15 protein-coding genes are annotated in these 16,993 nt (G+C 37.3%); 2 read left to right on the top strand and 13 right to left on the bottom strand.

The annotated features are described in order from the left end of the window. Positions 1–283 precede the first annotated feature (283 nt). Both AC04QZ_RS20610 and AC04QZ_RS20615 read left to right on the top strand, forming a co-directional pair. Positions 284–1,189, top strand: a complete 906-nt coding sequence (locus tag AC04QZ_RS20610) for a prohibitin family protein (RefSeq protein ID WP_478359272.1) — start codon at positions 284–286, stop codon at positions 1,187–1,189. Positions 1,190–1,374: 185 nt separating this feature from the next. Further along, on the top strand, positions 1,375–1,947 hold the full coding sequence (locus tag AC04QZ_RS20615; RefSeq protein ID WP_478359273.1) for a rhodanese-like domain-containing protein: 573 nt from the start codon (positions 1,375–1,377) through the stop codon (positions 1,945–1,947). Here the strand turns inward: AC04QZ_RS20615 and AC04QZ_RS20620 are convergent. From AC04QZ_RS20620 to AC04QZ_RS20680, 13 genes are all read right to left on the bottom strand, one after another. Beyond that, positions 1,931–2,389 (bottom strand): hypothetical protein, encoded by a 459-nt coding sequence (locus tag AC04QZ_RS20620; RefSeq protein ID WP_086547760.1) that lies wholly within the window; start codon positions 2,387–2,389, stop codon positions 1,931–1,933. The genes AC04QZ_RS20615 and AC04QZ_RS20620 overlap by 17 nt on opposite strands. A gap of 4 nt (positions 2,390–2,393) precedes the next feature. Next, the gene (locus AC04QZ_RS20625; RefSeq protein WP_478359274.1) at positions 2,394–3,794 is read right to left on the bottom strand and encodes an aryl-sulfate sulfotransferase; all 1,401 of its coding nucleotides are present in this window, start codon (positions 3,792–3,794) and stop codon (positions 2,394–2,396) included. A 94-nt stretch (positions 3,795–3,888) separates the two neighbouring features. Next, complete coding sequence (locus tag AC04QZ_RS20630; protein ID WP_478359275.1) at positions 3,889–5,412, bottom strand: RagB/SusD family nutrient uptake outer membrane protein; 1,524 nt, start codon at positions 5,410–5,412, stop codon at positions 3,889–3,891. 35 nt (positions 5,413–5,447) lie between these two features. Then, positions 5,448–8,513 (bottom strand): SusC/RagA family TonB-linked outer membrane protein, encoded by a 3,066-nt coding sequence (locus AC04QZ_RS20635; RefSeq protein ID WP_478359276.1) that lies wholly within the window; start codon positions 8,511–8,513, stop codon positions 5,448–5,450. A 202-nt stretch (positions 8,514–8,715) separates the two neighbouring features. Next, positions 8,716–9,291, bottom strand: a complete 576-nt coding sequence (gene cysC, locus AC04QZ_RS20640; protein WP_478359277.1) for an adenylyl-sulfate kinase — start codon at positions 9,289–9,291, stop codon at positions 8,716–8,718. A gap of 18 nt (positions 9,292–9,309) precedes the next feature. Further along, the gene (gene cysQ, locus AC04QZ_RS20645) at positions 9,310–10,071 is read right to left on the bottom strand and encodes a 3'(2'),5'-bisphosphate nucleotidase CysQ (protein WP_478359278.1); all 762 of its coding nucleotides are present in this window, start codon (positions 10,069–10,071) and stop codon (positions 9,310–9,312) included. 6 nt (positions 10,072–10,077) lie between these two features. Continuing rightward, on the bottom strand, positions 10,078–11,106 hold the full coding sequence (locus AC04QZ_RS20650; RefSeq protein WP_478359279.1) for a sulfotransferase family protein: 1,029 nt from the start codon (positions 11,104–11,106) through the stop codon (positions 10,078–10,080). Then, the gene (chrA, locus tag AC04QZ_RS20655; RefSeq protein WP_478359280.1) at positions 11,090–12,334 is read right to left on the bottom strand and encodes a chromate efflux transporter; all 1,245 of its coding nucleotides are present in this window, start codon (positions 12,332–12,334) and stop codon (positions 11,090–11,092) included. Before chrA ends, AC04QZ_RS20650 begins: the two co-directional genes overlap by 17 nt. Positions 12,335–12,747: 413 nt before the next feature. Then, complete coding sequence (locus AC04QZ_RS20660) at positions 12,748–15,564, bottom strand: TonB-dependent receptor (protein ID WP_478359281.1); 2,817 nt, start codon at positions 15,562–15,564, stop codon at positions 12,748–12,750. A gap of 202 nt (positions 15,565–15,766) precedes the next feature. After that, positions 15,767–15,937 carry a hypothetical protein gene (locus AC04QZ_RS20665; protein WP_478359282.1) on the bottom strand — a complete coding sequence of 57 codons (171 nt, stop codon included), beginning with the start codon at positions 15,935–15,937 and terminating at the stop codon, positions 15,767–15,769. 83 nt (positions 15,938–16,020) lie between these two features. Then, positions 16,021–16,404, bottom strand: a complete 384-nt coding sequence (locus AC04QZ_RS20670; RefSeq protein WP_478359283.1) for an MmpS family transport accessory protein — start codon at positions 16,402–16,404, stop codon at positions 16,021–16,023. A gap of 144 nt (positions 16,405–16,548) precedes the next feature. Next, the gene (locus AC04QZ_RS20675; protein WP_478359566.1) at positions 16,549–16,734 is read right to left on the bottom strand and encodes a VF530 family protein; all 186 of its coding nucleotides are present in this window, start codon (positions 16,732–16,734) and stop codon (positions 16,549–16,551) included. A 29-nt stretch (positions 16,735–16,763) separates the two neighbouring features. After that, the gene (locus AC04QZ_RS20680) at positions 16,764–16,985 is read right to left on the bottom strand and encodes a VF530 family protein (protein ID WP_055910152.1); all 222 of its coding nucleotides are present in this window, start codon (positions 16,983–16,985) and stop codon (positions 16,764–16,766) included. Positions 16,986–16,993: the final 8 nt, after the last annotated feature.

A 16,993-nucleotide genomic window follows, 5' to 3' on the forward strand; every position in this document is an offset into this window, starting at 1 on the left:
CATGCTGAACTTGTTTCAACATCTGATTGAGCTGTTCAAATAATTTTTGGAAAGCAGTTTCAGTCATCCTTAGGCTGGCTTCGGCCCTGCTAATGTTACAAACTCGCGAAGAACTCGCTTTCCACGTATATCAGGTTTAGTTAGCAAGGTAAACCGGGCCTGTTAACGGACTGATTTTCCGAAGCCAATTTCTATAGGCTTAAAAAATGCTCAGAATCACACCTGCCTTAAATTCATAAAAGATTGTAGTAAATACTTTATCTTTAATAAAAATCTAAATTATATGTTCTTAAGTATCGTTGGAATTATTATCATTTTTATCGGCTTTGCCGTATCGAGCCAAAATAACCTTATTGGTCGTTATAGCAGTATCACTAAAATTATTGGTGTAGTGTTCGTGATCATTGGCTTATCATTTTCTATGTTTAAAGTTATCGATGCTGGCGAGGTTGGGGTTAAAACCGTTTTCGGAAAGGTAGATAATGAAGTTTTATATAGCGGATTAAACATAATTAATCCTATAGCGGTAATTACCCCATTTGATGTTAAAACACAAAACTACACCATGTCTGGCGTGCATGATGAGGGCAATAAACAAACTGATGATGCTTTACGTGTTTTATCGGCAGACGGCCTGGAGGTGATTATTGATCTCTCCGTACTCTTCAGGGTAAAGGGAAGTGCTGCTCCAAATATATTAAGGGAAATAGGCACCGATTATCTGGAAAAGATTGTACGTCCGGTTTCCCGTACCGCCATACGCGATAATGCCGTTGCTTATGATGCCGTTGCGTTGTACTCGAGTAAACGGGATGAATTTCAATCTAAAATATTTAACACCATAGAGAAGAGTTTTGCGAAAAGAGGTTTAGAGCTAGAACAACTTCTGGTGCGCAACATTACCTTGCCAGCATCGGTAAAAGCCAGTATCGAATCGAAAATAAATGCCGAACAGGATGCACAAAAGATGACGTTTGTGCTTCAAAAGGAACGCCAGGAAGCAGAACGGAAAAGAGTAGAAGCACAAGGTATTGCCGATTATCAGCGCATCCTTTCTACCGGATTAAGCGATCGCCAGCTCCAGTACGAATCGATTCTGGCTCAAAAAGAAATTGCAAAATCGGCCAATACCAAAGTGATTATTATGGGTAATGGCAAAACCGCACCGATTATTTTAGGTGGAAATTAATTCATGAAAATTCAAAAAAAATCGACTATAGACTAAAAGTCCATAGGTTTAATGATGAATGAAATTAGTTGTTAAAAAAAGCCACAGATTCGCAGATTGTAGTTAATCTGTGTCAAAAAAATAAAAATTTGCAGAAAGGAAGTCTTGCACTAAAAGTGCATAATTTCAACTAATGGATAAGACCAATGAAAACAAAAATCATCACCATCATATTTTGTAGCATCGCATACCTGTGTAATGCACAAACATCTTCAGCTACTAAAAGAAAGGCCAATGTAGATTTTGATGCTTACGAGAAACTCATCCCCGAGGTTAAAGCCCATCGTAAAAGCAAACTCATTGATTTAGCAACGTTTTTAAAAATGGCGCAAGAGAAAGGCACTGTTATTTTAGATACCCGTTCTGACAGCCTATTTAAACGAAAACATGTTAAGGGGGCTATTCATTTAAATTTTGCTGATTTCACGCAACAAAATCTCTTAAAAATTATCCCAAATGCTGATACCAAAATATTAATCTATTGCAATAATAATTTTATTGATGACCAGGCAAATTTCGCCAGCAAAGTAGTGGTACCGGTTTTAATAAAGAAAAAAATAGCCCCTATTTCGTTGGCCTTAAATATCCCTACTTACATTAACCTATATGGCTATGGATATAGAAATGTATATGAACTTTCTGAATTAGTAAGCACACAGGACAAACGAATAACCTTTGAAGGAACCATCGTTAAAGCTGTTATCAATTACAATCCTTAAAGTTATCCTTAAGTACTTTTAACCGCGCTACTGCAGCCTCTAGTTCTTTAGGTGCTTTACCGTACTCGTAGGTGATTTTGTATTGTTTACCATCGGCATTGATGGCAATCCATTCTGCTCCTCCGTCTGCGCAATCAGGGCAGCCAATTACTTCTGGCAAAGCCGAAATCTTCTCCAGATTTAATTCGTTTTTGATGGCATTTACATCAGCCTCAGAAATTGTTTTGCTGCAAGTTTTGGTATCAGCTGTCTGCCCGTTTTTCGATTTAGAGAAAGTAAGTTTCAAATCGCTGATAAGTAAATTATTGGAACAATAGCCCACACACATCCCAAACGACGATCCATAACCAATGCTGTTTAGGTTTTTAATTTCGCCTTTTTTACATGCCGAAAAAGACAGGGTTATTAAAATTGCAAAAATGAGTGGTAAAGTTTTATTCATATGGTTAAGGTTTTAAATAAGGACTTAATTGCTCCGAAGTTACAAATATCCCCCTATATGCAGGCACAGATGCTTCCATTGTCCATAACAATACACCTTTTCTATCCGTGAGCACAACAATGTGTCTTTTTGAGCTGCAGCACAATATATTGTTCTTATTAATCATGTAAGCGCTCCCCATACGATCGTTATAGATTTGTGGGGGCAGCTGAATATGCATATCTAAACTTGCACTTTGTGTCTGCTCGTTTAACTTAAAAGCATAAGCTCCTGATCGGTGTTTTTCTATTCCGTTATCAAAAAACATTAAATTACCTTCAGCATTAATATGCACTGCATGGGCCTGGGAGAAATCTGTATGAGCTGGCATTTTAATGTTACCACCTTTGCCAAATTTCCAGATTACTTTGCCTGTTTTGGCATCAACTTTCCAAATTTGCCCATTATTGTAAAAGGAAATGATGTAGTTCCCGTCTTTATCATAGTTTAAGCTATTGGCATGCATCCAGTCTTTTTTGGTTTTGAGTAAAGCCTTGTCACTAAAAGGATCAAGGCTATCAAACACACTCCATTTCCAGATCTGTTTACCTTTTTTATCCATCACCAAAATACCATCACCATTTATTGTATCCTGTTTGCTACCGCCTATATGGCTTAAATCGGTAATTTTCTGATCAACAAAAAGTGTAACCAAGTCTCCTTTTTGATTTTTTAAAATTTCGTGGTGGATGGTCTGCTTAAAATCGCCCTGGCCTTTTTTTAAGTTTAAAACCGTATCCCCATCTAAGTTAATTTCCAATATCTGGCTACCGTAGCTTGTTGGCTCATCATTGCCGCCCAGAATAGAAAGTAAGGTTTTATCTTTTGTAAAATTAATTACTTTGAAACCTACATTGTCAATCATATGGTACCACCGCAGCCTACCTTTATAATCGACCAGATAGGCCATCCCCGGCGAATATCGCTTGTTAACCAGGATTAATCCGTTCTTAAGTTCTTTGGGAATTAGTTTATCATCGGCACTTTTTGCTTTAAACTGGTCTTTAAGCCATTCAGGCAAATCGTTAGAAACAAAAGTGTAAATCTTACTTGTTTTTTTTGCGCCGTTTTTTACGGTAATAATCTGATAAGCATAACTTGTTTTGGGAATAATATTGCATAGCACAAATTTGTGACTACTTTTATCTTTAGATAGCGCAGTACTTTCCTTTTGTACATTTGCAATTTTATCTGGCCAATATTCTACATAGGCATCTACGGCAGCATTGGCCGTTACATCAATCTGTATTTTTAATACATTGTTATTATGTAGTCCTACCTTTATTTCTTTGATGCCATCGCCCGTGTAACATCCATAAAAAGCAAATATTAACAGTAAAGCAACAAGTTTTAAAAAGTATCTCATAAATTGAAAATATTAAAATGCAGGAGCGTTTGTAAATAAAAAAGAATATGCAGTAAAAACTACATATTCTTTTTCATTAATAATAATTTCTGTCTTAATTTCTTCGGCCAGCATTATTCAAATTAGGGTTAATGCTAACCTGACTCGTAGGATAAGGGAAAAATTGATCTCTTGGCATTTGTATAGACGGGCTTTTACCTATTCTAGCCAGATAGGCATTAACGACTTGCTCGTATTTGCCCATTCTTACTAAATCAGCCCTGCGTTTACCTTCATAAAATAGTTCCCAGCCTCTTTCCTGTAAAATTGCATCTCTAAATGTGCTTTGATTCAAGTTAGCTAAAACCAATTCAGTTGCATGAGAACGGCGTTTAACTTTATTCACCAACTCTATACTTTCAGTTGAAGGGCCTCCATTAATTTCATTTAATGCCTCTGCTCTGCTCAACAAAATATCTGCATAACGAAGAATATTAACACTGTGACCATCGTAATATGTGTTGGCTCCGTTCGGATCAGCATATTTTGATGTAGCAACATTAGGCATATATAACACTCCAGCCGGAGCGATAGCGCCTAAAGTAGGGGCTTGTTTGTGAATCAATTTATCGGTACCGGTATATTGTTCAAAAAACATTTTCTTCCTATCGTCGGCATTATTGAAACTATTATAGAAGTCCCATGTAACGGCATAATATTGCCACCTTTCGGTAAGCACTGGGTGCTCTAATGGTCCAAAGTGATTTAATAGTTCTGTTCCGTTTACATTTGCATCGCTTAATACAGAAAAAATATTTTCTACGCACCAGGTATTGGTTTCCGCGAATAATCCAGCGTAGGTAGGATATAAATCATACACTTTTAAATCAATTACTTGCTGGCAATAATCTGCTGCTTTTTGCCATTGATGATCGCGTAAATATAATTTTGCCAACATTCCAAGAGCCGCTCCCTTGGTTGCCCTTCCCACATCATTACCTGGATAAATAGGATTATTCACATAGTTTAACGGTAAATTGGCAGCTGCGTACTCAAACTCGCCGATTAAATATTTGTTCATGTCGGCTAAAGATGTTAACTGTGGTTTAGCGCTGTAATCTTTAGCAGCCATTTCTTTTTCAGTTATTAATACAGAAGGCCCCCAAATATCTGTTATATCCATGTAAGCAATAGCCCTTAAAAACCTAATTTCCGCTAAAAATTTACTTTTTTCGGCGTCCGTAATGCTTTTCATTGGTGTAATACTTGAAATTGCCACATTTGCATTCGCAATTAACTTATAAATCTGCCTCCAATCTTCTAAAATTAACCCATTTGATGAGTTCCATTGGATGTTTGAAAGTTGACCTGGATCACCCCCATAATCGCAATGACCAAGATCTGTGGTTAAATCTGTTAAGGCAAAATGACGAACCGTCCAATAATCAAAATTATCGCCAACTGAAGGTCCTTTTAATCTCGCATAAACCGCATTTACACCAGCAATGGCATCCGATTTTGTGACGAAAGCATTATTTTCAGTTAGAATACTGTACACTTTAGGCTCTAAGCTCTTTTTACAAGAAAATTGTATAACGAGTGCAATTGTCAGTAAAAGAATAATATTATATTTTTTCATGATGTTAAATTTAAGGTGTTCCTGTACAAAATACATTAATTAAAAGAGGCTTTAATTCCAAATGTTACTGTTTTAAAGGCAGGGAAGGCATTAAAATCCAATCCACCACCAGTGTTCGAGCCAGAATGTGTATTTACTTCAGGATCTGTTCCAGTATATTTTGTAATGGTAAACAAGTTTTGAGCCTGCACATATACATTTAATCCGCTGATTAACTTGGTTTTTGAAAATAAAGATGCCGGTATTGAATATCCCAGCGAGACAGATTTCAATCGTACATATGCGGCATTTTCTACAAACCGAGAGTTTACATAACCACCATATTGACTTAGAAAGTAACCTTCTCTGGGAATATCGGTATTCTCATTTTTACCTGCTACAAATCTATTTAACGCATCAGCACCGGTTGTTGATTCTAACACCAAACGATTCATATTGTATAAGTAATACCCAAATGCGCCTTGAAAAAATACATTAAGGTTAAAACCTTTAAAGCTGAAATCATTTGCCAAACCTGTACTAAAACGAGGAGTGGTATTTCCTAGATATTGTTGGTCATCAGGAGTAATTGCACCATCGCCATTAATATCAGCATATTTCGGGTCTCCAGGTTTTGCTGCTGGTTGTGGTGCATAAACTTCGCCCGATTTAATTACACCAGCATATACATATCCACGTAACTCACCCAGTTCTCTGCCAGGCAATACCCTAGTAAACTCTCTTCCGGAAACCGTACCACTAGGATTGGCTGTATTTACCGGGATATTACTGATTTTATCACCTAATGAGAGTACTTTTTGTCTGTTGTAAGAAATATTGAATGTAGAGTTCCAGTTAAATGCCGGGCTGGCAATGTTTGTTGTATTTACAGCTAACTCAATACCTTGATTTCGTAACGAACCGGCATTTGCCAATTGAATCGTTTGGCCATAATAGTTTCCAACAGGTACATTCAAAAGCAGGTCGGTTGTTTTTTTATTATAATAATCAATCGAAACATTCAATCGGCCATTAAAAAAGCCCATATCTACACCAGCATTCAGTTGTGCAGTACTTTCCCATTTCAAATCAGGGTTGGCTAAATTTTTAGCTTCAATTCCTGAGACTAAGCCGCCATCGGCATCTATTGCGGTATTATAACTACCAAATTGAGCTAAGTAGGCATAATCTACAATTCTGTCATTACCAGTTACACCATAACTAACCCTTGCCTTCAAATTAGAAAAAGTATTAAGATTTTTAATGAAATCCTCATCAGTAAACTTATAGGCTAAAGACCCCGAAGGAAAATAACCCCGGCGGTTATTCTCTCCAAATTTAGAGGAGGCATCGCCCCTGAAAGTAAATGCAGCTAACAACTTATCTTTAAAAGCATAGTTTAACCTTGCGAAGTAAGAGTTAAAACTGGTTTGAGTTTTATTACTACCATATCCATTTGGCAATGCACCAGCCGTTAGGTTATAATACAGAAATTGATCCGTCGAAAAACCTTTTGAACCCACGTTTACCGACTGTGCAACATCTTTTTGGGCAGAAACCCCGCCTAATAACGTAAAATCATGATCATTAAATTTATATTTATAGGTTAAATAGTTCTCGATTAACCATCTAAAAGTTGATGAGCTCGTAATACTAGCTAAACCCTTATTGGCAACGCCAGCAGGTATGGTTTGTGGAGTATAAGTTCCTAAATCAGTCTGCGAAAACTCACCTCCTGCACCTAAATGATAAGTTAGATTTTTTATTACCTCATAATCAAGTCCAACATTAGCGTTAGCCAATTTATTGTCTCTATTATTAGTTGGCTCCAATAAGTTCGCTATTGCATTACTCTTACCGAGATAATTGTAATATGAACCATCTGCATTATAAACCGGTAAATTAGGTAATGAAGTTATAATACCAAAAAGAGGTGGTGTAATCCCGTCGCCATACGATTGTTGCTTTGATTTGGAACTGGCACCATAAAAATTGGCATTCAACCTTACCCTTTCGTTTAGTTTTTTATCAGCCCCGATTCTCGCCGTGTATCGGGTAAATCCAGTGCTTTTTAATACACCAACCTGATCAATATAATTACCAGATACATAGAGCTTTGAATTTGCATCTCCACTGCTAATACTTACATTCATATTATCAACTATTGAATTTTGGGTAGCCTCGCTTAACCAATTGGTGTTTGCAGGTATAAAGCTGGCAGGGAAAAGTGGCGATTTGCCATTTTCAGCATAAGTTGCATTCTGTATATCTGTATATTGCTGACCTGTTAGAAGCTCCGGTTTGTAGGTCAAAAATTGACGACCAGTTGAGTAATCGGCGTCAATACTTACTTTACCCATCTTTCCTTTTTTGGTCGTGATTAATACCACACCGTTCCCCCCTCTGGCACCATAAATGGCTGCCGAAGAGGCATCTTTTAAGATTTGAATATCTTCAATGTCATTTGGATTAATGGTACTTCCGTTTTCAGAAATAAAACCATCGACTACATATAGTGGGCTATTGCTTGATTGAATGGAATTCCCACCTCTGATGGTAATTTGAATCCCGGCACCTGGAGCAAAACTGGTTTGCTGCACCTGTACACCCGCAGCCTTACCCTGTATGGCCTGGCCAATGTTACTTGTACTTCCGCCAAGGTTCATCTCGCTTGCCTTAACGGTACTTATGGAGGCAGAAATGTCGCCTCTTCGTTGCGTGCCGTAACCCACAACCACAACTTCATTCAGTTTATTTAGGTCTTCTTCTAAGTTTACATTTACCACGTTTGAAGCACCTACGGTAACCCGCTGCGTTTTATAACCTACAAGTGTAAAGTTTAAAACCTTTAAATTACCTTTCAAGGTGATGGTAAACTTACCGTTTGCATCAACCGATGTTCCGTTTTTCACATCAGTTTCTGTTACTGATGTTCCAACAGCCGGCAGTCCTTTTTCATCTTTCACCGTCCCGGTTACAACCGTCTGCGCACTGGCTGCAATAGGGATTAAAATAAATAAAGAACAATAAAAAAATTTAAAAAGAGCATTAAAAAATGAGCGGTTTAGTATAGGAACAGTTGTCCTACAATCCCCATTTGTTGGTTTGTAAATTGTAATCATAGCGGTTTTGGTTATAGCTGATTGTTGCTAAAAGGATAAAATGACTTTTAATTCTTAGTAGTATAATATTAGGAATTAAAAGGTGCATTTATATATAAAAACACTGCGCAATCGATTGACTAAACCTCTTAAATGCAATAAACTGGATAAATTAGAATTAAACCGATATAAATTAAACCAATACTGCTTAATAATTAGGTAATTAAGCCTGGGTGTTGATTTTAGAAATGATCTCCAGAAATAGCTTATCCCTACTCTGAACAGGGCTTTCTGTATTGGTTTTGATAATAAGATGGGCGTTTAAGGCAGGCTCGAACCTGGCACTCACGCCTGTAAAATTTGAGATCAGGTTTCGGTCTGCGTCTTTGTATAAACCTTTTACATCTCTTTCTTTGCATACAGCCAGCGGGCAATCTAAAAAGACTTCAAAATACTGTTCTCCAATAATTTGAGCGGCTAATGCCCGATGTTCTTCAAGAGGGGTGATAAATGAACATATGGTAATCAGATTACTCATCATCATCAGTCTGGCTATTTCTGCAGCCCTCCTGATATTTTCTGCCCGATCGGCTTCGCTAAAGCCCAAATCTTTATTGATACCTTCCCGAAGTATATCTCCGTCTAATGTTATCGCGAAAAACCCTTCTTCTTCAAGCTTTTCCTTTAATAAAGTCGAAATGGTGGTTTTTCCGGAACCCGACAATCCAAATAGCCAAACCACTATTCCCTTTTGATCTGGAATTACAAAACCATTTTTAGCTGTAGTTTGAAGCGGCATAGTTTATTGTTATGATCATTAATCTACCTTACACAAAAAGCCTTCGTTTAGCAACAATTCTTTATTGTATAACATTTCGCGACCAGATAATGTACGGATATTACAGCCGCTAAATAAAATAATGGCATGACCGGCAGCAGTGTCCCACTCCATGGTTGGTCCGGTGCGTAAATAAATCTGCGCCTTACCTTCTGCTAACAAACAGAATTTAAGCGAACTCCCTACCGAAATAAAATTTACTATCGGATATTTGCTAAGAATGGCTTTTTCTTCACCATCCGCATGCGATCTGCTTACTGCTGCTGTCCATTCATCGTTCTTCTTAATGGCTTTAATTTGAATAGGATCTTCTCCAGGGATTTGTTTCCAGCTTCCGGAATGCTCATCACCAAAATATAACAGGTTTTGTACCGGAATGTAAATGACGCCCAGCACCGGCATCCCATTACGGATTAAAGCAATATTTACCGTAAACTCACCATTTCGCTTGATAAACTCTTTGGTTCCATCCAGCGGATCTACGCACCAATATAGCGCCCAGTTTTTCCGCTCTTCGTAAGGAATATTTTTCCCTTCTTCAGATATAATTGGAATGGCCGGATATAACCGTTTCAAATCGCGACAAATAATATCGTTTGCTATTTTATCTGCCTTAGTTAAAGGAGAAGAATCGCTTTTGGTTGATACCTCAAAATCATCCCCATCATAAACGGTTAAAATCGCCTTCCCCGCCTCAACAGCTGTTCGCAGTATGGCATTTATATCAATGGTATCTATCATTTCATTCTATACTTTTGTGGCTAAATGCCTGGCCTTTATTTCTTTTAATATCTCCAGCTGAGGGCCCCGGTTGTCGAGATCAGATTGACGGGCACTTAACAGGATATTTTTCTTGAGCAAATCGTTTTCAAGGTTATATTCTTCTATATCCTGGGCAGAAATCAATTTATCCTTATTCTCCGGGCGATCTAAAGCATAACCCAAATCGGTTAAGGTCTGGTGGTTAATACATTCGAATATATCAATTTCTGCTGCGCTCAATTCTTTACGGAATTTACCGGTATTGTCTTTAATGATTGGCTTGGCCAGATTTTCCCACATTTCGCCAGCATTAGCCGTAGCCAGCGATTCTTTTGAGTTATGAAAATCGAGCATGGTTTCAGCATAATCAATTGCAAGAAACCTGCATAAACTTTGAATAAGCTTTGCCGGATCTGCAATTAATTCCTCATAATTTAAAGAGAAAAAACGATCGCTACCGATTCTTTTCGACAGTTCGATGCAGGCACTTTGATCTTTATACCACTGTTTTGCTAAATGATAAATATGCTTTTCGCCAACAATTGCTTTTTTAAAAGAGAGCGCAACATCTCTCCCGTCACGGTACAAATAAATATATTTCAGATTGGGCGAATGCGCTTCCAAATCAGCAGCGTAATGCACATTAGCCATACTCTTGCAGCACCAGTATTTAGCTTTTTTTGCTATTGCTGCAGTTTCGTATACCAATCGGTTAATTTCGAAAAGGCTGTAGCTTTTTGAGTTTTCATAAATCCAGGCCTCATCCAGCTCAACGCCATCCCATGGCACAGGGTTAGCCCTTACATAATTTACTACATCGCTAATTAAGGTTTTATATTTTGCTTCTGTTAAAAAACCATACAAACCCAACAATGGCACAAAAGTGACCAAAATATGAGGTGGGTGCGGAGAGGCAATCTGATTAGATTGATCTAATATTACCCTTAGCAGATTGGAACCAGATCTTTGCGTTCCGATAATCTGAATACCATCTGGTTTAAAAAAACTTTCCATTATAAAAAATTGATACTGTTCCCAAAAAAATAGCGCCGAGGATTAAATATACCGGGCTGAGTTTATATTTATAGCTTAATATTAAAGAAACAACACAAATGGCCCCTACCAAAAGTGTTCTTGGCTGCAATAATAATATTTTTAAGGCTGATGATATAATTAACCCGACAACGACCACCTTAATTCCTGATATCATGCTTTTGATAAGGGGATGATCTTTTGTTTTATTGAAGATTTTAGAAACAACAATCATTAAAATAGCAGATGGTATAAACATACTGCAGGTAGCAACCAATGCGCCTAGAAAACCAGCTAACTTAAAACCAATAAAGGTTGAGCTCACCAGAATTGGCCCGGGTGTAACCTGACTAAAAGCAATCGCATCTACCAATTCTTTCGCACTCAACCATTGCATATCTTTGACCAGTAGCGACTGCATAATGGGGATAACGAGGTATCCACCACCAAATAAGGAAATACTAATGCCCGAAAAAACGGTTCCGATCTTAAAAAAGATGTTCTGATAAGATTTAAATGCTCCCGTAATAAATAAAATCTGATTGATGAATAAAATGGCAACCGCAATAAACGAAAATGAATTTAACCTAAGTTTAAACTTCTGCTTAAAACTAGTTACCACTTCAGCATAATTATTTTTTTTCTGGTCAAACATCAGTCCGGCAATAGCTCCTATCGCAATAAGAATGATTGTTATCAGGTAGTTCCCTTTAATCAGATCGAGTGTGATGGCGATCAAAAAAACAAAGATTTTGCCATAATGAAGCGAAATTTCTTTTTTAAACAACTGTAATCCTGTCGATAAAATGATCATACTTACAATTGCGCCTACATATTGCATCATTAAGCTCCAGGATATATTGAGCCCGTTTGAAAAATAAACATAAGCCAGGCAAAGCATTAAAATACTTGCCGGCAGTAAAACGGCGAACATACTCACCGCAGCACCTAATTTACCCTTTAAAGTATAACCTATATTGGCAACAACATTTACCGCCATAGGGCCAGGCATAAAAGAAGCTACAGTTACACTGTTTAATACATCTTCACTATCAATGGTTTTATCTTGCTCAACCATAATGCGCTGAATCAGCGAAACCAAAGCCATATGTCCACCAAAGCTTACACAGCCAATTTTAAGGAAGGTGAAGAAAAGATATTTTATTGACACCTTTTCTTTGGCTATATCGCTTGGTACTGATAACTCCATTTGCTACGCTTAAAGATCAATTTGAATAATAAAAACAATATAACACTAATTTTCGCTGCTTATCAAGAAATATTGCCTGTTGTTTGCGGTTTAAAAAAGACCTGGTTTAAAAACCTAATTTATGCCATTTAACAGGCATAAATATGGCAAACACTACGCAAACGTTTGTTTAAATCCATCAATCATTTAATTTCATATGCGCTAGCCAAAGGAGATATAATCTATATATACGATTCGGATTATTACTTTGATCAATTAATTAAAAAATAGTCCATTAATTGGAAAGTGTTTACTTAGACAAAACCTTAACAACGTTTCTGTTAAAATTTTTGATAATCAGCAAAAGAAAAGCCCTTAACATTTACTTCTAAGAAACAAATGCCAAGGACTTGATTAAAATTTTAAACATTTTTTTAATTAACCGTACTACGGGGATTGCTTCTCTCGTTGTTCGCCCCTACCCTGGTTAATTTGTAATTTAAGGATAGGTAAAAATAACGGGTAATGTTATTGTACCGCACATCTTCAATCCGGCTGCTGTTTACAATCCTATCGATACTGGTATTTTGATTCAAAATATCAAATCCTTTTAAACTTAAAGTAACCCTGCGTTTCATTAAATATTTATTTATCCCGGCATTAAGCAAAAAATAATTGTTATTAAATCCATCCGCACGGCCAGCTGAGCCGATATGATCCAAATCAGCTTCCACCCTTAAATCTTTAATGAATTCGTAACTCAGATTTAAAGAATTGTTTAGCGTAAAATATTTATTATCAATCGCCGATTCGGCAGTATTATTTACTTTGGTATAGGCTACATAAGCATAAATCCCTGCGTTAAACTTTTCATCAACATCATAACTCCAATTGATGTTTGGCCCAATTTCGAACCTGTTGGTGATGTTTTTATTGCTGCTGATAAAATTTGTTCTATGCTCGGTAAAAAAGTTCATCCCATAATTCATCCTCAAACCTTTAAGTTTTGAGGGCATTCCAAAAAATGTTCCGGCACGCAGGTAATAGTTGCCGTTTACATTAATGGGCTTAACGGTCTGGATCCCGTTATTATAGGTAATATCATTTCCGGTATCATCAAAAGACAAGTTATATAAGAAATAACCATTCCAATACCGGTTATTATCCGGGCTAAACGTATTGAAATTTACCGATAACCGGTGGTTTTTTCTAGCCTCGAGATCTGGATTTCCGATTCGTTGATATAACGGATTGGTATTGTTCTGCACAGGCTGTAAATCGGTTACCGACGGCAGGTTAACGCTCGCCCTATAGTTTATAGCGATGGTTTGATTGGCCTTATTCTTAAAATTGACCGTTAACCGGGGTAATAAATTGTAGTATGATTTTTCAATATTGCCGATGTTAGCGCCCACATTATTAAATACTTGTGCATTTAATAAACTTTGCTGACCATTCAGTCCGAAGTTATAGGTCCAATCTTTTCCAGTGTAGATAAAGCCCAATCCAGCTGTTTGCAAACTGTTACGATTATCGAAAGTATTGGTTAACGATGGAACAACAGTCTCGTAACGGTCGGTAGTTGGGTTATAATCAAAAGTGATCTGCTGTGCGTCAACCAAGCTCCGTGTAAAACCATAAGCAATATTGGCGCTCCATTTTTGATTTAATGGGCGGGCATAATTTCCATTGATGGTGTATGTTGTCGAGGCATTTTCCTGATTGGCCTGTTGGTTGATTTTGGTAACAGTATTACCCCCGCTTGCATATTGGTTGAGCAATGATTGATTTAGCCAGTCAGAATTATAGGTATTTTGCGTACCATTTAAACGGAGCGAAACCGAACCTTTCTTATTTGGTAATCTTCTAAGTACAGTAAACTCTCCAAATAAAGAAGGCGTAAAATTATGCTGATTGTAATACTGATTCCCGTCATTGGCCTTTCCTGTGGCATCAAAATTAGCATTGAAAGTGCGGTTATTGATATTAGTGGTATTATTCAGGATCACATTTGGGCGCAGTACAATATCGGTTAACGAATCGGGATGATATTCTGCCTTGAAGTTAAAACGATGTGCCTGGTTATTGCTGTTTCGATCGGTATTATCCAAAGTGCGCAAAATATCACCTGAGCTTAAATCCTGGATATTGGATAGTTTATTACCTAAACCAGAAGAGAAATAGGTAAAATAACTTCCGCTAATGGCCAGTTTACTGTTTTTGCCCCAGGAGTTACTGTAGTTTACCCCTCCACTATGTGTAGTATAAAGTCCTATGGCACTATTGTCAAAAACACCGCTCCCACCTATCGTTGTTTTGCCGTTATTGCTATTGATGGAGAAGCTTCCTCCGGCAGGCGGGGCAAAAATATTCCCGATGTTTCCGCCACTGAAACTGCTCAGGTCATCATAGCCAAAACTGGCATCGTTGGTATTGTTGCTCATGCCCAAAACTGCAAATTGCAGGTTTTTATTAAAGTGGTTAGCACTTAAATAACTTCCGTATTTATCGGTTGTTCCGCCCGCGAGGTTGGCATTTCCGAACCAACCTTTTTTCTTGTCTTCTTTAATCGTTAGGTTTAAAACCTTCTCCCTCTGCCCGTCATCAATTCCGGTGGCTTTAGCTTCCTGTGTTTTACTATCAATTAACTGCACTTTTGCAATGGCATCAGCGGGCAGGTTTTTGGTTGCCGTTTTTGGATCAGTGCCAAAAAAGTCTTTACCATCAACCGTTAACCGGGTCACTTTCTGCCCCTGCACCAAAATACTTCCATCCTTATCAACCGTAACACCCGGTAGTTTTTTCAAAAGATCTTCTACTGCTGCATTAGGCCTGGTTTTATAAGCATCGGCATTAAATTCGACGGTATCTTTTTTAACCGTGGCAGTAGCATAACGGCCACTCACGGCAACATCTTTAAGTGCAATGGCATCTTCTTCTATTTTTAATGTCCCCAGGTTAATCGCCTTTCCGTTTACATTTATATTTTTAGTGATGGAATGATAACCCATTGCGGAAATCCTGATTTTATAATTGCCGATGGCCACAACATTAAAAGAAAATTCTCCGGCTTTATTGGTTACTACACCTACTTTTTTGGTCGAATCAGACTTACTTGATAAAACGATACCCACATATTCAATTGGCTGGTTTGTTTTACCATCGATAATTTTTCCATTAATACTACCGCTCTGTTGTGCGAAGACTTTCGTAGATAATATGAACAGCAACATCAATAAGTAGGTTTTCATAGCTGAAATTTTGATTTTTAGTTTGGTTTTATTCAACCTTTTCTTCAAAGGAGTCAGCTATAAGACACAAAAAGAACCAAAGTGTGACAGAAAAAGATATTTTTTTTTTAAATAGGCATAGTCGAAGGCCGACTTATGAAGGCTGAGGGCTTAGATCATTAACAAAAAAGTCTCTCAGTTTTACCGGAGAGACTTTCTATTTTTAAGCCTTAGCTACTTTTTTTGTGTGCTTTTTATGATGGTGTTTTTTATGGCCTTTTTTAGTCTGTGATTTTTCTGTACCTGCTTTTGCCGGAGTTGTGGTTTGAGCGCTTACGGTATTAATGGTAAAGGCTGCTACTAGTGCGATTACTAAAACTTTAATTGCTTTCATTTTCAAATTGATTAATGATGAATAAACCTGGTTATTTTGTTTATTAAATCTCGAAATTCAAGATGAAGATTTAATGAATAATCCTAAGGCAAATAGAAATCAAGAAAGTATACTATTTTTTTATTGGTCAGAATTTGTTCCCCAATTACCTTTCCATCAACCAAAACTTTAAATTCTCCTCTGGCTTTATCTCCTTTGGCAGTAACTTTTATATGTCCGTTATTTCCTGGTTTTAAGGTCAGCACCTTTTCCCATTTCCCGCTAATGTTTTTTAGTTTTTGCTTCTTTCCATTTTCATCAACATACGAAATCTTTGCCCTTGCATTTTCATTCAATAAAACCTGATAGCTTACTACGTAACTTTCCTTTTGGGGAACATCAATTTTTCCTTTTTTTAGATAATGCATGCTTAAAGAGCAGCTGCTTAAAACAGTAATCAGCAAAAAGCAAGTGAGAATATTTTTCATTTGATAGGGTTTAGACCTAGATGACGACTGCGCTTAGATAAAGGTTGCAAGGAGGCTGGAAATTATTGAATGAGTGAATCAGAGCATGGTTGAATCCTGGAATTGATTACTAGCATATTCCACTCATTCAAAACTCACTCATTCTTATTTATGAAAGGTATCCAGGTATAATTCCTCTACTTTTTTACGTGCCCAGGGCATTCTTCTTAAAAATTTCAAGCTCGATTTTATCGTCTGGTTATTATTAAAGCAATCGATCCTGATGAGTGATCCCAGTTTTTCCCAACCATAGTGCACCTGCAGATCGGTTACAATTTTCTCTAAGGTAATACCGTGTAAAGTTCAAAACTCACTCATTCTTATTTATGAAAGGTATCCAGGTATAATTCCTCTACTTTTTTACGTGCCCAGGGCATTCTTCTTAAAAATTTCAAGCTCGATTTTATCGTCTGGTTATTATTAAAGCAATCGATCCTGATGAGTGATCCCAGTTTTTCCCAACCATAGTGCACCTGCAGATCGGTTACAATTTTCTCTAAGGTAATACCGTGTAAAGGGTTATTTTTTTGCTGTTCGGCCATGCCGCAAA

Source organism: Pedobacter folensis (assembly GCF_056490665.1).